General features: G+C 37.3%; 7 protein-coding genes. 6 read left to right on the top strand and 1 reads right to left on the bottom strand.

What is annotated here, in order from left to right; genetic code table 11:
• Positions 1–348 precede the first annotated feature (348 nt).
• The 4 genes from IPM92_10985 to tnpA all read left to right on the top strand — a co-directional run bounded on the left by IPM92_10985 (position 349) and on the right by tnpA (position 7,838).
• Entirely contained in the window at positions 349–4,776 is a 4,428-nt protein-coding gene (locus IPM92_10985) for a tandem-95 repeat protein (GenBank protein MBK9108863.1), read from the top strand.
• A 234-nt stretch (positions 4,777–5,010) separates the two neighbouring features.
• Positions 5,011–6,786 carry a right-handed parallel beta-helix repeat-containing protein gene (locus tag IPM92_10980; GenBank protein MBK9108862.1) on the top strand — a complete coding sequence of 592 codons (1,776 nt, stop codon included), beginning with the start codon at positions 5,011–5,013 and terminating at the stop codon, positions 6,784–6,786.
• Positions 6,787–6,961: 175 nt separating this feature from the next.
• The gene (locus IPM92_10975) at positions 6,962–7,222 is read left to right on the top strand and encodes a DUF559 domain-containing protein (protein ID MBK9108861.1); all 261 of its coding nucleotides are present in this window, start codon (positions 6,962–6,964) and stop codon (positions 7,220–7,222) included.
• Positions 7,223–7,385: 163 nt separating this feature from the next.
• Positions 7,386–7,838, top strand: a complete 453-nt coding sequence (gene tnpA / locus IPM92_10970; protein ID MBK9108860.1) for an IS200/IS605 family transposase — start codon at positions 7,386–7,388, stop codon at positions 7,836–7,838.
• Between the two features lie 863 nt (positions 7,839–8,701).
• Here tnpA and recQ read toward each other — a convergent pair.
• Positions 8,702–11,077 (bottom strand): DNA helicase RecQ, encoded by a 2,376-nt coding sequence (gene recQ / locus IPM92_10965; GenBank protein MBK9108859.1) that lies wholly within the window; start codon positions 11,075–11,077, stop codon positions 8,702–8,704.
• Positions 11,078–11,516: 439 nt separating this feature from the next.
• Between recQ and IPM92_10960 the strand changes: the two genes are divergently transcribed.
• Positions 11,517–15,320 (top strand): T9SS type A sorting domain-containing protein, encoded by a 3,804-nt coding sequence (locus IPM92_10960; GenBank protein MBK9108858.1) that lies wholly within the window; start codon positions 11,517–11,519, stop codon positions 15,318–15,320.
• Positions 15,321–15,326: 6 nt separating this feature from the next.
• Positions 15,327–16,775 carry a DNRLRE domain-containing protein gene (locus IPM92_10955; protein ID MBK9108857.1) on the top strand — a complete coding sequence of 483 codons (1,449 nt, stop codon included), beginning with the start codon at positions 15,327–15,329 and terminating at the stop codon, positions 16,773–16,775.
• The last annotated feature ends 58 nt before the right edge of the window (positions 16,776–16,833 follow it).

Raw genomic sequence — 16,833 nt, 5'->3', positions numbered from 1 at the left:
TTTGCAGTACCAATATACAGGCTTGATATGTGTATTACTTTACCGCGCTAAACATATTTTTTTCAATTGACTATGTTTCTAATCGAACTGCTTATTATTGAATAATTCCCTGAACTTCCAAATAACTATTTCCTTGTCCGAAATTAAATTTTTTGCGACAATATCCATAGCGAACCAAAATCTTCTATAACTTTTTACTGATATTTATAATTATATATATTAAAATATAGTCTAATATTTAAATGGCAGAATAAAAACAAGTTACATTAATAATCCATTTCTTTTTTACAATTCGCTCAAAAAATGCTTATTTTAAGATCTTAATATTGGCCTATCAAATAAATAATTATGAAGTTTCTTAATTCAGTTCTTCTTTGCTTTTCAGTTGTTTACTTTGCTTTCGGACAAACGAATCCCAATTTAAATAAAGGAATCACAACCGACACCTCAATTCAAATCTTTAATCTTTACTCTGCTTTAACTGAAACCAACAGTCAAAGATTGATTCATCATTTCAAATCTTTGGATGCTGATGTTTCCGGGATGGCAACGCGTTTCCGTTTTTCAGCATTAACCGGATTGAACGTTGAGGAAAATATTAAAAGTTTAAGTAATCATTTGCCTGTATTGATTGGTTTTTCAAGTGATTCAGGTGTTGGATTTGAAATATCGGAACAACAAACAGATGCACTGGCGAATATTCATTTGAAGTTCGATCAAACTTATCATGGTTTGCCGGTATTCAATGGCCAATACCTTGTTCACTTATATAAGGATAATACCATGATGGCACATGGAAGGGCTGTTATACCTGAACAGCAAATTGCAGCAACTATAAACGAACAGCAGTCTTTTCAAACAGCAAAAGAATATTTCATAAAAGCTCCGATCGGTTCTGATCCATCGGCAAATCTAGTTGATGCAAACTTTACAGCTAAATCTATAAAATTAGGTTACCAGAAAAATCCTGAAACCACAAACTGGAATTTAATTTACAGGATTGAAATGGTAAAAGATGGTGTATATCCCTGGATCGTTTATGTGGATGCACTAGACAACAAAGTTCTCAAAAGCTACAAAAACTATTGTGGATTTTGTCCAGACAAAAAAAACCACAGCCATCACCTTACGGAATCTTGCGAATCAGAAAATGATATCATGCTCACAAATGAAACAACCTTAGCCAAAGACTTACAAGATGTTGAACGCTCTATACATGTCTGGCGGGAAGGTATGGATGTTTATCTCATAGATGGTTCAAAACCCATGTTCAATGCTGCTCAATTTAAGCTCACTGCACCTATTGGGGCCATTTGGACGCAGGATGCAAAAAGTGGAAATAGCAGTCAAGCAGCAGTACAAATTTACAGCAGTACAAATAACTTTCCCAAAGCCGGCATATCTGCGCATTACAATGCCGGATTAGTCTATGATTATTTTCTTAATACTCATAACAGGAATTCCATAAATGGGAATGGTGGCACGATCAGGTCTTTGATAAATTTTGATAAAAATTATGAAGGTGCATTCTGGGCAGAAAACACCATCTTTTATGGAATTGGCAACTTGACGAATGGATATAAAGATTTTGCCGGTTCGCTTGATGTAGGTGCACACGAGATCACACATGGAATCATTGATGCAACTTCTGGATTAGAATACGTAGGTGAATCGGGTGCAATAAATGAATCGTTTGCTGACATATTTGGAGTCATGGTGGATCGCGATGACTGGGGTTTGGGCGAAGATGTCATCATTCAAGGACATCCAGATTTTCCGACTGGCCTTCAAAGAAATGTAGCAAATCCTCAACAGGGCTTAACCAATATGCATTGGCTCTGGCAACCTGACCATGTCAAATCCCAGTATAAAGGTGCTGCTGATGCAGGCGGAGTTCACTTGAATAGTGGGATTCCGAATTTCGCCTTTTATAAATTTGTTCAGGGCTTGATTGCAAAAACAGGAACTGAAGAAGATGCCAAAAAGATAGCTGAAAAAGTTTACTACCACGCCATGAATTTTTACCTGATCAGACAAGCAAACTTTAAAGACCTTCGCGCTGCAATCGAACAATCTTGTTTTGATTTATATCCTCTTGAAGCATCTATTAAAGAAAAAGCTTCCATGGCTTTTGAAGAGGTTGGTATTGGCACCAGCCCCCAACCCGGAGGTGGAATTTTTGATTTTACTGACGCACAGCTCAAACCCAATCAGGGTATAGAATATGTCCTCAGTTCAAAATTCAATGCAACTAAATCAAAAAACGAAGGATTGTACATTAGTGAAACTGCAGTTCAAAATTTAATAAAAATTAGCAGCTTGGATTTATTGAGCAGACCAAGTGTACTCGATGATGGTTCAGCTATTTATTTTGTAGCTACTGATTATAAAGTTTATAAACTCATTTTCAATTCAGCCACCAAAGCATGGGATCAATCTGTTGTTTTGGACAAACCCAATTACAGAAATGTTGCCGTTGCTAAAGACGGAAGATTTTTAGCTTTATTGGAGAAACAAGTCCTAAATAATAATAACATTATCATTAAAGATCTGATCACCGGCAATGAACGAAAATTTGTCATTACAAATCCCGTGTTTGATGTTACTGTCAAGAGTTCAAGAGTTGTGGAAATTTCAACCATGGAGTTTGACCACAGCGGCCGTTATTTAATGTATGATTGTTATAATGAACATAGCCATAATGGAAATTACAAGTATCATCAATGGGACATTGGATTTTTGCGATTTTGGGATCTACCTCACGATAAATTCGCTGATGGGGCAATTGAAAAGTTATTTCGGGCTCCTTTAGCCAATCCTTCAGCCAAAAGATTATATCATTTTAAAAATCCTAACTTTTCTAAAAATTCGCCAACAGTGATGGCAATGGATTTTTACATTAGTGATTACAACAGCCCGACTGTTCCACTGGAAAATGCCATTGTCGGATGCAATGTTGAAAAAGGAGAGCTCCACTACATTCAGGAAAAGACCAAAGGTTTTGGGTTTCCAAATTTTTCTGTTTTAGATCTTAAAGTAAGTTTCGATGATGGATTTACAAGTTCTCCTTTGAAGCCTGTTAAAAGTTCTGTAGTTCCTATAGATCAAACAAAAATGAAGTCGATCGGAATCCCTGCCTTATTGTTCCAGGGAAATCGATGGGCAACTTTTTTTGCACAGGGATTCAGAAAAAACGCGAATTCTCTGCCCACTGCAGTAGATGACCAGTTTGATCTAAATGAAGACAATGAATTAACAGCATATGCTTACACTAATGATGTTTTAAGTTTAGACATTCCCAATGCTTTTAAACTAAAAGGCAATAATGGAGGGGCCCTGCATGGAAGCGTTACTATAAAAGAAAATGGTGAGTTTACATATAAACCCAATCCAAACTTTCACGGAACGGATGCTTTTGTATATGAACTTTGTGATGTTGATATGGATTGTCAATCAGCAACAGTGATCCTGACCGTTAACTCAGTAGACGATTTACCAATAATTGCAGATGATGAATTTACTATAAATGAAGACCAATCACTTTCAGGAGATGTCGGCTTAAATGATATTCCAAGCGGAGATGGTGGAAACATATGGGCACTCAATGGCCAAAATGGTGGCGCGCAGCACGCCACAGTCACTTTAGATAATCAAGGGAAATTTCATTATATTCCAGTGCCTGATTATTATGGAAATGATGAATTCAGTTATTCAATATGTGATCAAGATCAGGACTGTTTTACTGCAAAAGTAAAAATCAGAATTCAATCAGTTAATGATGTAAGTGTGGCATTAAATGATCGTTTCAATTTAATTGAAGATATCTCATTTTCAGGAAATGTAGGATTGAATGATACTTTAAGTGGAGATGGAACCAATGATTTTAAACTTGTTGGGCCAAATGGAGGAGCAAAACATGCTATTGTCAGGATGACAATCGGAGGTGCATTTTTTTATAAACCAGAAAAAAATTATAATGGTGACGATGGCTTCACTTATGAGATCTGCGATACTAATCAGGATTGTTCAAGAGCTATGGTTTCATTATCTGTAAGTCCCATAAATGATTTTCCCAGAACTGCAGATGATAACTTTATCACATTGGAAGATATGGTGCTTAACGAATCAGTGGCATCCAACGATACGGCAAGTGGGGATATTTTTGACAGCTGGAAACTCGTTGGGACCTACGGCGGTGCAAAAGGTGGCGCAGTAATTATGAATATGGACGGAAGTTTCTCTTATTCTCCTTTTCACGATTTTTATGGTCAAGATCAATTTCAATACGAACTCTGCGATGGCCATCAGGATTGTGCACTCGCTACCGTCTTTGTAAGAGTGAAACCTTTTAATGTTTCACCTCAGACCGCCAACGATCTTTTTAAAATTAAGAAAAATGAAATATTTCAGGCTACGGTTGATCAATACGACTCGTATAGTAGCGTTGATAAACACTTTTATAAGTCCAATGAATTGAACGGAGAAAGCCTAAATGGAAAAGACATTGAGATTAATAATTACGAAAGCATTTATTCATTGATGGTTAAACCCAATCCATTTAATGATCAAACAGAAATTGAGTTTTCCGGCCACGTGGGGCCCATCACGCTTAGCATTTACAATACCTTTGGTCTCAAAGTTTTTGAAGAAAATGTTTCCAGTCTAACTAATCATTTTAAATTTATAATAGATACCAGGCATTTTGAATCCGGAATGTATGTTTTAGATTTGCAAGGTCCCAATTTTAAACTGCTTAGGAAGCTAATTAAGAATTGAGCTTTTTAGGATTCAATTTCAAATATTCCAATACTAAAAATGAATTTTAGAAGAAATATGTTGAGATTTTAAGAAGGATAAGCCCGTGCTAATTAATATTTTAAAGACCGGTAATAGGTAATATTGAATTGTATGCGCTATACAACTTATTAAGGGTTCTTAATTTCATTTAATTAAAAATTTATCAAAGTTTTATAACGATGCTCATTATTTAATTATAATATAACACCCAATATGATTTCTAAAAGCTTCCTACTCCCAGTTTTCTTATTCATAAGTGTTTCGGCATTTTCTAACAATTACTACTTTTCTGAAAGCATTGGAAATGATAATTGGAGCGGGAGATTGGCACTGCCAAATGCCAACAGCACAGATGGCCCAAGAAAAAGTTTAAACGCATTAAATAATTTATTGAATACCACAGTTCGAGCCGGCGACAGCGTTTTTCTAAAGAGGGGTGACCTATGGTCAGGCACTATCGGCATTGCTACAGGAGCGGCCCAAGGTAATCCAAATCAACACATTTTTATCGGAGCCTATGGTATGGGCAATCGGCCCACTATTTTTAAATCAGGTACGGGTGAAATTTTACTTTGCCGCGGTTCGGCAAATGCAGCTGCTTCTTACCTCCACTTTAAAGATCTTGCATTGATCAGCAATTCAGCGATTGGCAGCCGTCCGGTTGGTGTATATGTCAACGAAAGCTTCTACAGTTTAAAGCCACATCACATTATCCTCAATAGCCTTTATATTTCAGGTTGCCAAAATGGAATGATCCTATATCAAAACAACATCTCGGTAGAAAACTGTATGCTTGAAAAAAATGGCAACGATGCACAAGGTCAGGGAATTTTCTGTTCTGCAACAGATGTGCAGTTTAAAAACAATGTGCTGGATAGCAATGGCTGCGGCAGCGTATTTGTGCATAGTATTTACATTAGTCAGTCAAAGAATATTCTCTTTGAAGGTAATGAAATTAAAAATGCCGATGATGGTCTCAAACTTCGGGCTTCGGAAAATCTCATCATCCGAAACAATAGAATACACAATACCTATATTCATACGATCCACGTTGGAGGTGACCAATCATCGGGAACTAAAAATGTAGTCATCGAAGGTAATCATGTCTACAACGCACCTCAAGGTCTTCGAATTAGTTCAGAATCGGGTACGCAAACCTTACTAAGTGAAAATATCATCGTTAGAAATAATATTTTCCCAGCACAGGTATTTATTTCCGATAACGGACCGGTAAAAGATATTTTCTTTTACAACAACATCATCCATACAGGATCAAATCAACCCGCATTGTTTTTTACCAATGCGATCAATCCAGTAAATCTTCAAATTAAAAACAACATTTTTTACAAGACCACTTCTAATGCTAACCATTCGTTGGTTTATTTCAATAATGGATTGAATGGAATATCCTTAGATCATAATCTTTATTATTTCCCGGCCAGTTCAAATAATCTGATCTATGTTAGTGGCACATCATATAAAACTTTAACAGCTTTTCGTTCCGCATATCCTGCATCTGAAATAAAAGGACAAAATGGTGATCCAAATTTTGTGTCACCAACATCTGATTTCCATTTGACCGCCAACAGTTTGCTGGCAATCGATAAAGGAGCCGATATGGCAAATGTCGTAACTCAGGACTTTGACGGAATGCCTAGACCTATTGATGGCGATGGATTAGGTGGTCCTGCTTGGGATATCGGTCCTTATGAATATTGTTGTATTGTGAACACAAAAGATTATTACAATCAAAATCTTATCTGCAATATTTTTCCTAATCCAGCAAGCACTGAAATAGTTATCGAAACAGAATTTACCATACCCGAAATAATTTGCATCATGGATTTATTTGGTAATAAAATTCTCCCAATCAAGGAGTGTTCTAAACAATCAAGAGTCGACATTTCAAAATTACCATCGGGAATTTATTTTTTACAACTCGATTTTAAAGATGGGGTGATATTATACAGGAGTTTTCAAAAGATATAATTTGGGCCTCATCCCCGGCCCTTCTCCACTGGCGTGGAGAAGAGAGTTGCGATTTTCATAAACTAATACGAGTGAATTGGTATTCAATAAATCAAATGCACTTTTCAAGAAACTATGTATTTATATCAATAAATTGATATAAATACAGTTTGACTGTTTTCTATTTTTGAATTCTATGAGTATAATAGATGTTACCCGTGAATTAAGAAAAACTCAAACACCAGCTGAAAAAATTGTTTGGGAATTGGTCAGGAACAGGAGATTTCATCAATTGAAGTTCAGAAGACAGGTTGCTATTCAATGCGGATCTTCTGTATCACCAAGAAGATATATTGTAGATTTTCTTTGTCATGAAATCAAATTGATTCTCGAAATCGATGGAGATATTCATGATACACAAATTAAATATAATAACTTCAGAGAAGACCCATTTTAAAAAATGGTTTATGAAATTGGCTTGGAGATAGGCATTTTGATTTTACAAAAAATTCACAATTAGAGAAAAATTAATAGCGTTAAACTTTGCTATGATTGCATATAGAAAATTCATTAAAAGGGCCATTTTTGCCTACGGACTGTGCAGCCCATAATTTATTACTATGGGACAATCACTCGTAAAAAACTATGTACATATTGTATTTAGCACAAAGTACAGGCAAGCGCTGATACATCCACCCGTGGAAGACGAGCTCCATAGTTATCTTGGAGGCATCTGTAATAAACTCGACTGTCATGTAATTAAAGTGGGTGGATACATCGACCATATCCATATCTTGTGTATGCTTTCAAAAAAGATAGCTTTAATGAAGTTGATGGAAGAAATAAAATCTCATTCTTCTAAATGGATAAAAACAAAAGGGGCGGGATATGAAAATTTTTATTGGCAAGATGGATATGGGGCATTTTCAGTAAAACCTTCGGAAGTAGAAACTGTAATTGCCTACATATCAAATCAGCACAAACATCACAACAAGAAAAATTTTCAAATTGAATACCGTGCTATGTTGAAAAAATATAAAGTTGAATATGATGAGAAGTATGTTTGGGATTGAAAGTTTTGCACATTCGCTAAAAAGGTAAGCAAGAATCCCTGCTAAATTTTCAGAATGAAAAAATAGGGCTATACCCTATTGTATGATATAACGCCCTTTCAGGGCTAATATTAATTGACATCAATAGATCGAAACTTAATATTACAATATCGTTGATGCAATTTAATTTTCAGATCTAAAAGCAATTAGCCCTGAAAGGGCGAGATACCTGAGTGAGGTGGTATCGCCCCTCACGATTTACGATAAATTATTATATACGCTATCGTTGATGCAATTTAATTTTCAGATCTAAACGCAATTAGCCCTGAAAGGGCGAGATACCTGAGTGAGGTGGTATCGCCCCTCACGATTTACGATAAATTATTATATACGCTATCGTTGATGCAATTTAATTTTCAGATCTAAACGCAATTAGCCCTGAAAGGGCGAGATACCTGAGTGAGGTGGTATCGCCCCTCACGATTTACGATATATTATTATATACGCTATCGTTGATGCAATTTAATTTTCAGATCTAAACGCAATTAGCCCTGAAAGGGCGAGATATCTGAGTGAGGCGGTATCGCCCCTCACGATTTACGATATATTATTATATACGCTATCGTCCATCTCGTTGATCAAACACATTCATAACATCGAAACGACCCTCATGATCATCGAAGCATATTCGCAACATGCCATCGCCCCTCACGATTAACGATATGTCAATGTAATAAGCTATGATCCATCACATTTAACAATCCTATTCATAACACCCCATCGTCCCTCACGACCAACGAAACATATTTCTGACGCGCTACCGGCCCTCAAATAAAATTAACTAATGAGTGGTCAACTATTACAAGATCAATCCTATCTTCACGCTAGAGGGGAGTTGGCTGGGTTGATGCTACTTTCTTATACTGCGTCTTCACATTCCCTGAATTCCTCCGCAATATATCCGCAATCAAATCCAAATCATTGGTTTGAGAACTCAACTCCAACAACAGCTGATTTTCCTCATCACTCCAAAACTCATAAGCACGAGGATGCATTTTTCGCTGCTGAAGGATATAGTCGTTGTCAATAATATCGCTTGGTCTATTGGACTCAAACATCGATACCGTATCCCGATAAATTCTGATTTGGTCTGGTTCCAAATTGTTCCATAATTCTCCTGTAAAATAATTGGCGGCTTCGATCTCACGAAGAGTTCCTGTCGGAACCAGCTTCGATTTGAAAAATTGTGCCAATATTGGACTTATATATTTATAGGTCGTATGACCTTTTAAAAAACCATAAAAACTTACATTTGTTAGTTCCCCGGATGAATAGTCTTTTCCTGTTGCCAGCAATAACTTCGCAATCAAAGTATGCGATATCCGCACCGGATATTTTTTAAGTTCTTCGATATAAGTTGCAATTTTATCATCAGACAAGTATTCGGATACATCTATTTTGCCGGCAGAAATCGTTTCGCCTAAATACGCTTGAATCAAATTTTCAAATAGTGGGCCAAATTTTTGGTATTTGGTTTGCGATACCCCCGGAATGCGCAACATCTCCTGGCTATTGGCGGGTTTCAATTCAACCATTTGCATTAAAGTGCTGTCGTGAAAAATAAGATACGGTGGTAAGCCTTCCATTTCTGCAACACGTTTTCTAAGTTTTCGGAGTTCATTGAATAAACTGTTCCCATCCTCAGACTGCGGTCGTTCGCGTTTTTTAGTATCATCCCTTTGTAGAACGAATGCTTCAACAAGATCCAATTTCGCAGCCCCTTTCACGATTCGTTTTCCGTAATCACTTACTTTCAGCACAAAACCTTCGTCATAAGCCATCTCAAAAACGCCGAGTTGCATAAATTGCAGAATATAAGATTCCCAGGCTTGATAAGAATATTCCCTCCCTACTCCATGTGTTTTTAATTGATCGTAAGCTCCCGCAATCAATTCGGCATTCATGGAACCTCTGAGAATATCAATGAGCATTTTAACACCAATGTTTTCCTTTGCACGTATTAAAGCTGATATAGCTTTTTGTGCAATGAGTGTACCATCTATATATTTTGGTGGATGATCACAGACATCACAGGACATACAATTGCGGTCGTAATTTTCCCCAAAATAACTGAGCAATATTTTTCTTCGGCATACGCTTGCTTCCGCATATTGTTGTATGCGTTTCAATTTTTCAAGATTGAGCTCTGTTTGCCCGCTTTCCATGGCAAACTTATTGAGCATCATGAGATCTGAAACATTATAATACAAAATGGTCTTAGCAGGAGCGCCGTCGCGTCCTGCTCTTCCGATTTCCTGATAATATCCTTCCATGTTTTTGGGAAGATTGTAATGGATGATCCAACGTACATTCGATTTGTCGATACCCATTCCAAAAGCTATAGTTGCACATATCACCTGTGTCCGGTCGTATATAAAATCTTCCTGCACCTTAGATCGCTGCTCAGAATTCATGCCAGCGTGGTAATAAGCTGCATTGATTCCCTGATTTCGCAAAAAACCGCAGATGGATTCAGTGTTTTTTCGGGAAAGGCAATAAATAATTCCACACTGTTCCTTATGGGCTTTAATAAAAGCTAGAATCTCCTCTTCCTTTTCTTTTCCCTTCACTTGCTTGCGCACCGATAAATGAAAATTTGGGCGATCGAAAGAAGATATAAATACTTCCGGGTCGTCGAGATTCATTTGCACAATAATATCCTTACGCGTAATTTTATCAGCAGTCGCCGTAAGTGCAATGACTGGAACTCCTGGTAAAACCTTCCGCAAATTTTTAAGCTGCGTATATTCCGGTCTAAAATCATGTCCCCACTGAGAGATACAATGGGCTTCATCTATGGCTATCATAGAAATCTGAAGTTGCCTCAACAAATTATCCGATACAGACAAAGCCTTCTCTGGCGACAGATATAACAATTTGATCTCATTAGCCAAACACCGACGCACAATTTCCGCTTCTGCAATTCTATCGAGACTACTATTGATAAAAACAGCCGGAACCCCATTGCTCGTCAAAGCTTCTACCTGATCTTTCATCAGCGAGATCAAAGGTGATATTACGAGTGCCGTACCTTGTTTCTCCATTGCCGGGACCTGGTAACAAACCGACTTACCGCCACCTGTAGGCATCAAAACCAAAACATCCTTATTCCTTAATACAGCTTGAATAATATCTTCCTGTAAAGGGCGAAATGTGCTATAACCGAAATATTTTTGGAGCAGACTCAGAGCAGTCGACATGGTGTATTAGTGTTCATTAAAATACAAAATTAATTGTTATGTTTAGATTCTAAGGGTAGTTTGATTACAAGCATTAGAACTTTTATTAAAAACTGTTGGAATTCTATTTAAGCAGGAATACATTGTACTTGTTTACAATAATTCAAGACAGATCATGTTTCACATGATAAATCAATTTCAAAATAAATTCTAAATTTTTTATACGTTCCCACCTATTCTCCTTACATTTGTTTACGCACCTCGTCCACACTTGCGAAGATTTGCTTGACTTAGTTCTATCGTTGCGGTTTGAATAAGTAGTAAATCGAGTATAAAGTCTCAATTTTCGCAGTTATTATACATTAAATAATTATTTAATATATCAAAACAAATAAGAATTGTTCGCGAGAACATTCCGTTTGCACATTCAATTATTTTGACATTTTATAAAAACATAAAAATGAAAAACTACGCCCTAATTATGTTCATTTGTATTTGGGCAAATTTAATCCCAAGTAACTTTTGCTTCAGCCAATCTCCTGTCATCGTCGCTCCGGCAGATATGGTTATCTCCAACTCCTATTTATTTAATATTTCCGCACTTTCAGATCGGCTCGATCCGACGTTTGGAAAAATGCTGACCGATCCCCTCGACAGCTCTGAGATCATCACCTTTGATATTGTTTGCGAAAACTATTGCATCGAAAATAAGCTCACGGGTTATCCAGGCTACACCAGTCCCAACCACGTTCCACCTTTTGCTTCAACTCTGGCCTGCAATTATTATAGTCAGCTTTATGACACCAATCAGACCGACAAGAAATATGAACTGCATTGGGGCAAAGATGGATACACTTTATTTACGGATCCCAGTTCCATACAAATTGAAGTACAGGATTTACGCATCGGAAATGAAGGAAGTATCCGGCGCATATTTAGTGCTAAAGGTTTGAACAATGAAATCGTTCGCACAACTCAAACCATTTGGGTGATCGATTGTGCCTGTACTTATCTTTCAGAATTGAGTTGCAAAGATGAAATACAGGTATTCCTGAACGCAGATTGTTTATACACGGTTTCACCGGAAGATCTTGTTCAGGTGCAGGGCCAAAATTTATGCAACTCCTATTATTCCGTTGAAGTCAGAGATTGGATTACCAACAGAGTCATTGACAGAGATTCAATGCAAAATGGTATCCAATTGAGCAAGGCAGACATTCGAAGAACTCTGAAGGCAACCATTACAAATTGCATTAATGGTTCAAACTGTTGGGGACGCATTGAAGTTGAAGATTCAATTCCACCTAAAATTGTTTGTCCGCCCAATGTCACCATAACTTGCGATAAGCCATCTACACCGCGGTTCACCGGCCAGGCCGGAGTAGTTGAGAATTGTGGCGATTACAATCTCACCTATAAAGATCAAATTCTACGAGGTGATTGTGCATTAGCCTACGATCGCATCATTACGCGTTCGTGGCTTGTTGAAGATGAGTCTGATCTCAAATCTCAATGCATTCAACTGATTACGATAAATCTAATCGGGATAAGCGATATCAAATTTCCACCGGATTACAATGATCTCAAAGAACCTTCACTGTTATGTCACGAAAAAATAAACAATTTTGATGTGACGCCTCATTTTTCAAATCATCCGTTGTGTGTTGATGGCTTTCTATTGGATTCTGCTTTTTGGCTGGCCCATCCTAATGAACCGGATATTTATCCCAACAGAAGACAACCAAGGATTTTAGGTTGGAACTGCATCGATGACCCGGGTGGAGATAAAGATGGTCACCCCAATCCGGATCCTGTGTATTATCCACAACACATGCAATGGTCAATGCAAAATCCTCTGTGCTGGGAATCCGCTCAACACATCATGTGGCAGGGAACTGGCAGACCTACTGGATTTAGTTGCACCAATATTTCCATGTCATTCAAAGATGAAAAAATTATTGCTACTGTAGATAGTTGTGACTTCGGAGCAGCACCCTGTTCAAAAATCATCAGAAGCTGGACCGTCTTAGATTGGTGCAACGGAGATATTGCCAAATATGATCAACTCATTAAAATAGTAGACAAAGAAGCACCATTGATCTTGTACCCCGACACATTAGAATTGTCGACTTTAGACTTTAACTGCCTCGGCAGATGGGAAGTGCAGGTACCATGGCTTTTGGATAATTGTTCGCACGAAATTCGATATCAAATTGAATCCACAACAGGAAATTTAACAGGAAATCCAATCACCGGTTACACATTGACGGATATACCTCTTGGCATACATGAGGTCTATGTCGTCGCAATGGATTGCTGTGGAAACAGTACGCGCAAAAAAGTTATCCTCATCATTGAAGATCGCATTCCTCCAGTTGCTGTTTGCAAAATGAAGATAGTAACGACTATTTCCGGAAACCAACTTCCTGGATTAAATGTTGCAAAAGTTCTGGCGACTACTTTTGATGAAGGTAGTTTTGAAAATTGTGCTTCACAAGTATTTTTTAAAGTATTGCGACTAGATCAGCTTCAAGGCAGCCAGAATGGAAGCCATACTCATCAGGACGATTCCACTATGTATTGTAGCCAATTCAATGGAGATGACAATACCACGCTTTCAGGAAATCAAATTTACTTCGATGATTTCGTACACTTTTGTTGTGCAGATTTATACAAAACCATAAAAGTAGTTCTCAGAGTTTATGATGTGGACCCGGGTATTGGACCCATTTTGCCCGAAGACATGAATCAGGGAGCGAGATTATTCAGACGGTTCAGTGATTGTATCGTAGATGTAGAAGTTCAGGATAAATCTGTGCCCACTTTGGTGGGTCCACCTAATATGGTGGTGAGTTGTTCTTTTCCAATCCATATGAACGCATTGAACAATCCCGATGATTCTACATTCGGCCGGGTCGTGCAGGATTTAACTTTGCGCAAGAAAGTAAGCACACTTGATATCGTTTGCCCCTTGTATTGTCTCAAAAATGAAAAAACGGGATATCCCGGAAAAACGACAAGTGTACCCTCAGCACCAACAGCTCCCAACAAAGCCTGCGAATATTCCAGTTCACTATATGATCCAGCCAAACCCAATCAGATCTATGAGTTGGTTTGGGGATTTGATGGTTATGTTTTGTCTGCTTGCTTAGACATCCTGGTTGTCGAAGTAAGAGATCTAAGAACATGCAACAGCCAAGGTAAAATTGAACGGAGATTTTATATCGAAACAGCCAATGGAGTCAGAGTGAGTACTACACAGACAATTTGGGTGGTTGATTGCGATCCTTTTTACATCAATCGAAATAATCCTTGCGACAGCCTTGATGACATTATTTGGCCACATTGCACGATGCCAACATTAAGTGTGAGTACTTGCGGACCCTTACTCAATCCCGACAATCCCGATTTGGGTAAACCGACATTGATGCAGGGAAGTGCAGATCATTGCAACCTGATCAACATTGAATATGTTGATGAATATTTATCTTCTGATACAGTTACCTGCATGAAAGTTCTTAGAAAATGGACAGCTATCGATGAGTGTCAATACGATCCCAATTTTGATCTCAACAAGGGAAGATGGGAATTTCTTCAAACGATATTTGTTACAGATGATATAGATCCCGAAATCAATATCATCCAGGGAAATCAATCTGCTTCAGATTCCAGTGGCTTTGCTTTTATTCCACTCTACGTTCAAATACAAGACAACTGTATACCTACTGAAGATATCAAAGTAAGTTATTGCATTGATGAATTCAATGATGGCAACGGAAAATATCCGGGCGGTTATGACTATGCGAAAAGTTTCTTAACCATACGAGAACATATGTCAGGTCAATTGCCAGTAATTAACGATAATCCAAGAATACCTGATTCTATAAATACTACCATCGCAAGCGGTAAATACCCAATTGGCGTACATAAAATTAAATGGATTGCAGAAGATGTTTGTGGAAACAGAGATTCCATTGTTCAACTCTTTGAAATTAAAAAGATTGTCGACACAAAAAATCAATGGAACGATTCAATTGAATTTGAAATTTTACCAAACCCTAACTCCGGAAAATTCAGAATTCAAACATCGGGTAACTATGATCGCCTCAAAATAATTTCCGGAAACGGCAAAGAGCTTTTAACATTACAAATATCAGGAAACCAAAATTTAAACCTAGAATCTCTTCATTCTGGAGTATATTTACTTCAGGCATACCATAAAGGAAAACCTGTAGCATTTAAAAGACTGGTCATTCTAAATTAAAACAAGATGAAATGGCAATTCAATTTATTTCCAATAATTTTGGTTTTTTACTTTTCCGGACAACTATATTCACAACAACTCATCTTACAGCCTGATCCTAATGCAGGTCATGATGCATTTCTGTTTGAACTGGAGCCGAATACAAATTTTGGAGATTACACGGATTTCATAGCATTTTACTGGACCTTCTTTGGTGTAGAAGGCAAAGGTAGTTCTCTACTTAAATTTGACTTGTCCACATTGCCCCAACAGATAAAAATTACAAATGCTACTTTATCACTATCCCACAATGAATATTCGACCAATCAAGGCCAGGCTGGAAATAATGCTTGTTATTTAGAAAAAATAGTAGAACCGTGGAATGAACATACCGTGACCTGGAACTCAAATCCAAATAGCAGTTTCATGCATCGCAAATATTTACCCGCAAGTCATTCGGAAAATCAAAATTATTCAGACATAGATATTACAAACTTTGTGCAAGAATGGTATCATTCACCATTAACTAATCATGGGTTTAAAATCGAATTGGTAGAATCAAGTCTCTACAGTAGTATGAAATTTTGCTCAAGTGATCACCACATTGCCGCGAAAAGACCCAAATTAATAATCAATTACAAATCAGAATTAGATAGTTGCAGGAGCTTTAGACCAAGTCCGGATGAAGGCATAGATGCTTTTCTTTTTGAGCTGGAACCCACAACAAATTTTTCAAATTATCCGGATCTCATAGCTTTTTCATGGACCTTTTTTGGAGTACCCGGCTATGGAAATTCCTTGATTAAATTTGACTTAACTACACTTCCTGATGATATTGAAATAACATCAGCTGGATTATCACTCTTTCATAATGCTTCCTCAACCAACCAAGGTCAGGCAGGAAATAATGCATGTTACCTAAGAAAGGTCATAGAAGATTGGGACCCTGCAACTGTAACATGGAATTCAAGTCCAACAGTAACCGGAAACAATCAGGTTTATCTTCCAACTAGCCAGGTATCAGACCAAAATTATAAAAATATTTCTGTTATCGACTTTGTCAAAGAGTGGCACGCCCGTCCCGACAAGAATTATGGAATGATGTTAACATTGGAAGACAAATCTCTATATAACAGCATGAAATTTTGTTCAAGTGAGCATCCTATCGAAGCCTATAGACCCGAACTCATCGTGTGTTATCAAAAAATAATATCCAAAACAACAGAAAATAATTCTTCATGGAACATTTCAATACAACCAACTCAGTCACAAAATGAATGGATTATTCATACCTCTAAACTTACCAATGGTCTTCAAATTCAACTATATAATGAAATGGGAACTCCGGTTTCAATACGGAGTACAGTCTTTGATCTGCAAGTTAAACTCGATGCAAGCTCACTCCCTACAGGCATGTACTTTTTAAACCTGATTCAAGGTCAACACATTAGCAAGCATAAATTAATCAGAATGTAATTTTTTAAATATCAGTTGCGATTTTTTTGTTAAAAAATGTGAGTGACTTCCATGTATA

It is taken from the genome of Saprospiraceae bacterium, assembly GCA_016719615.1.
GTDB lineage: Bacteria > Bacteroidota > Bacteroidia > Chitinophagales > Saprospiraceae > Vicinibacter.
Note: the sequence above shows the minus strand (reverse complement) of the source record. Positions and strands in the feature narration are given on the sequence as shown.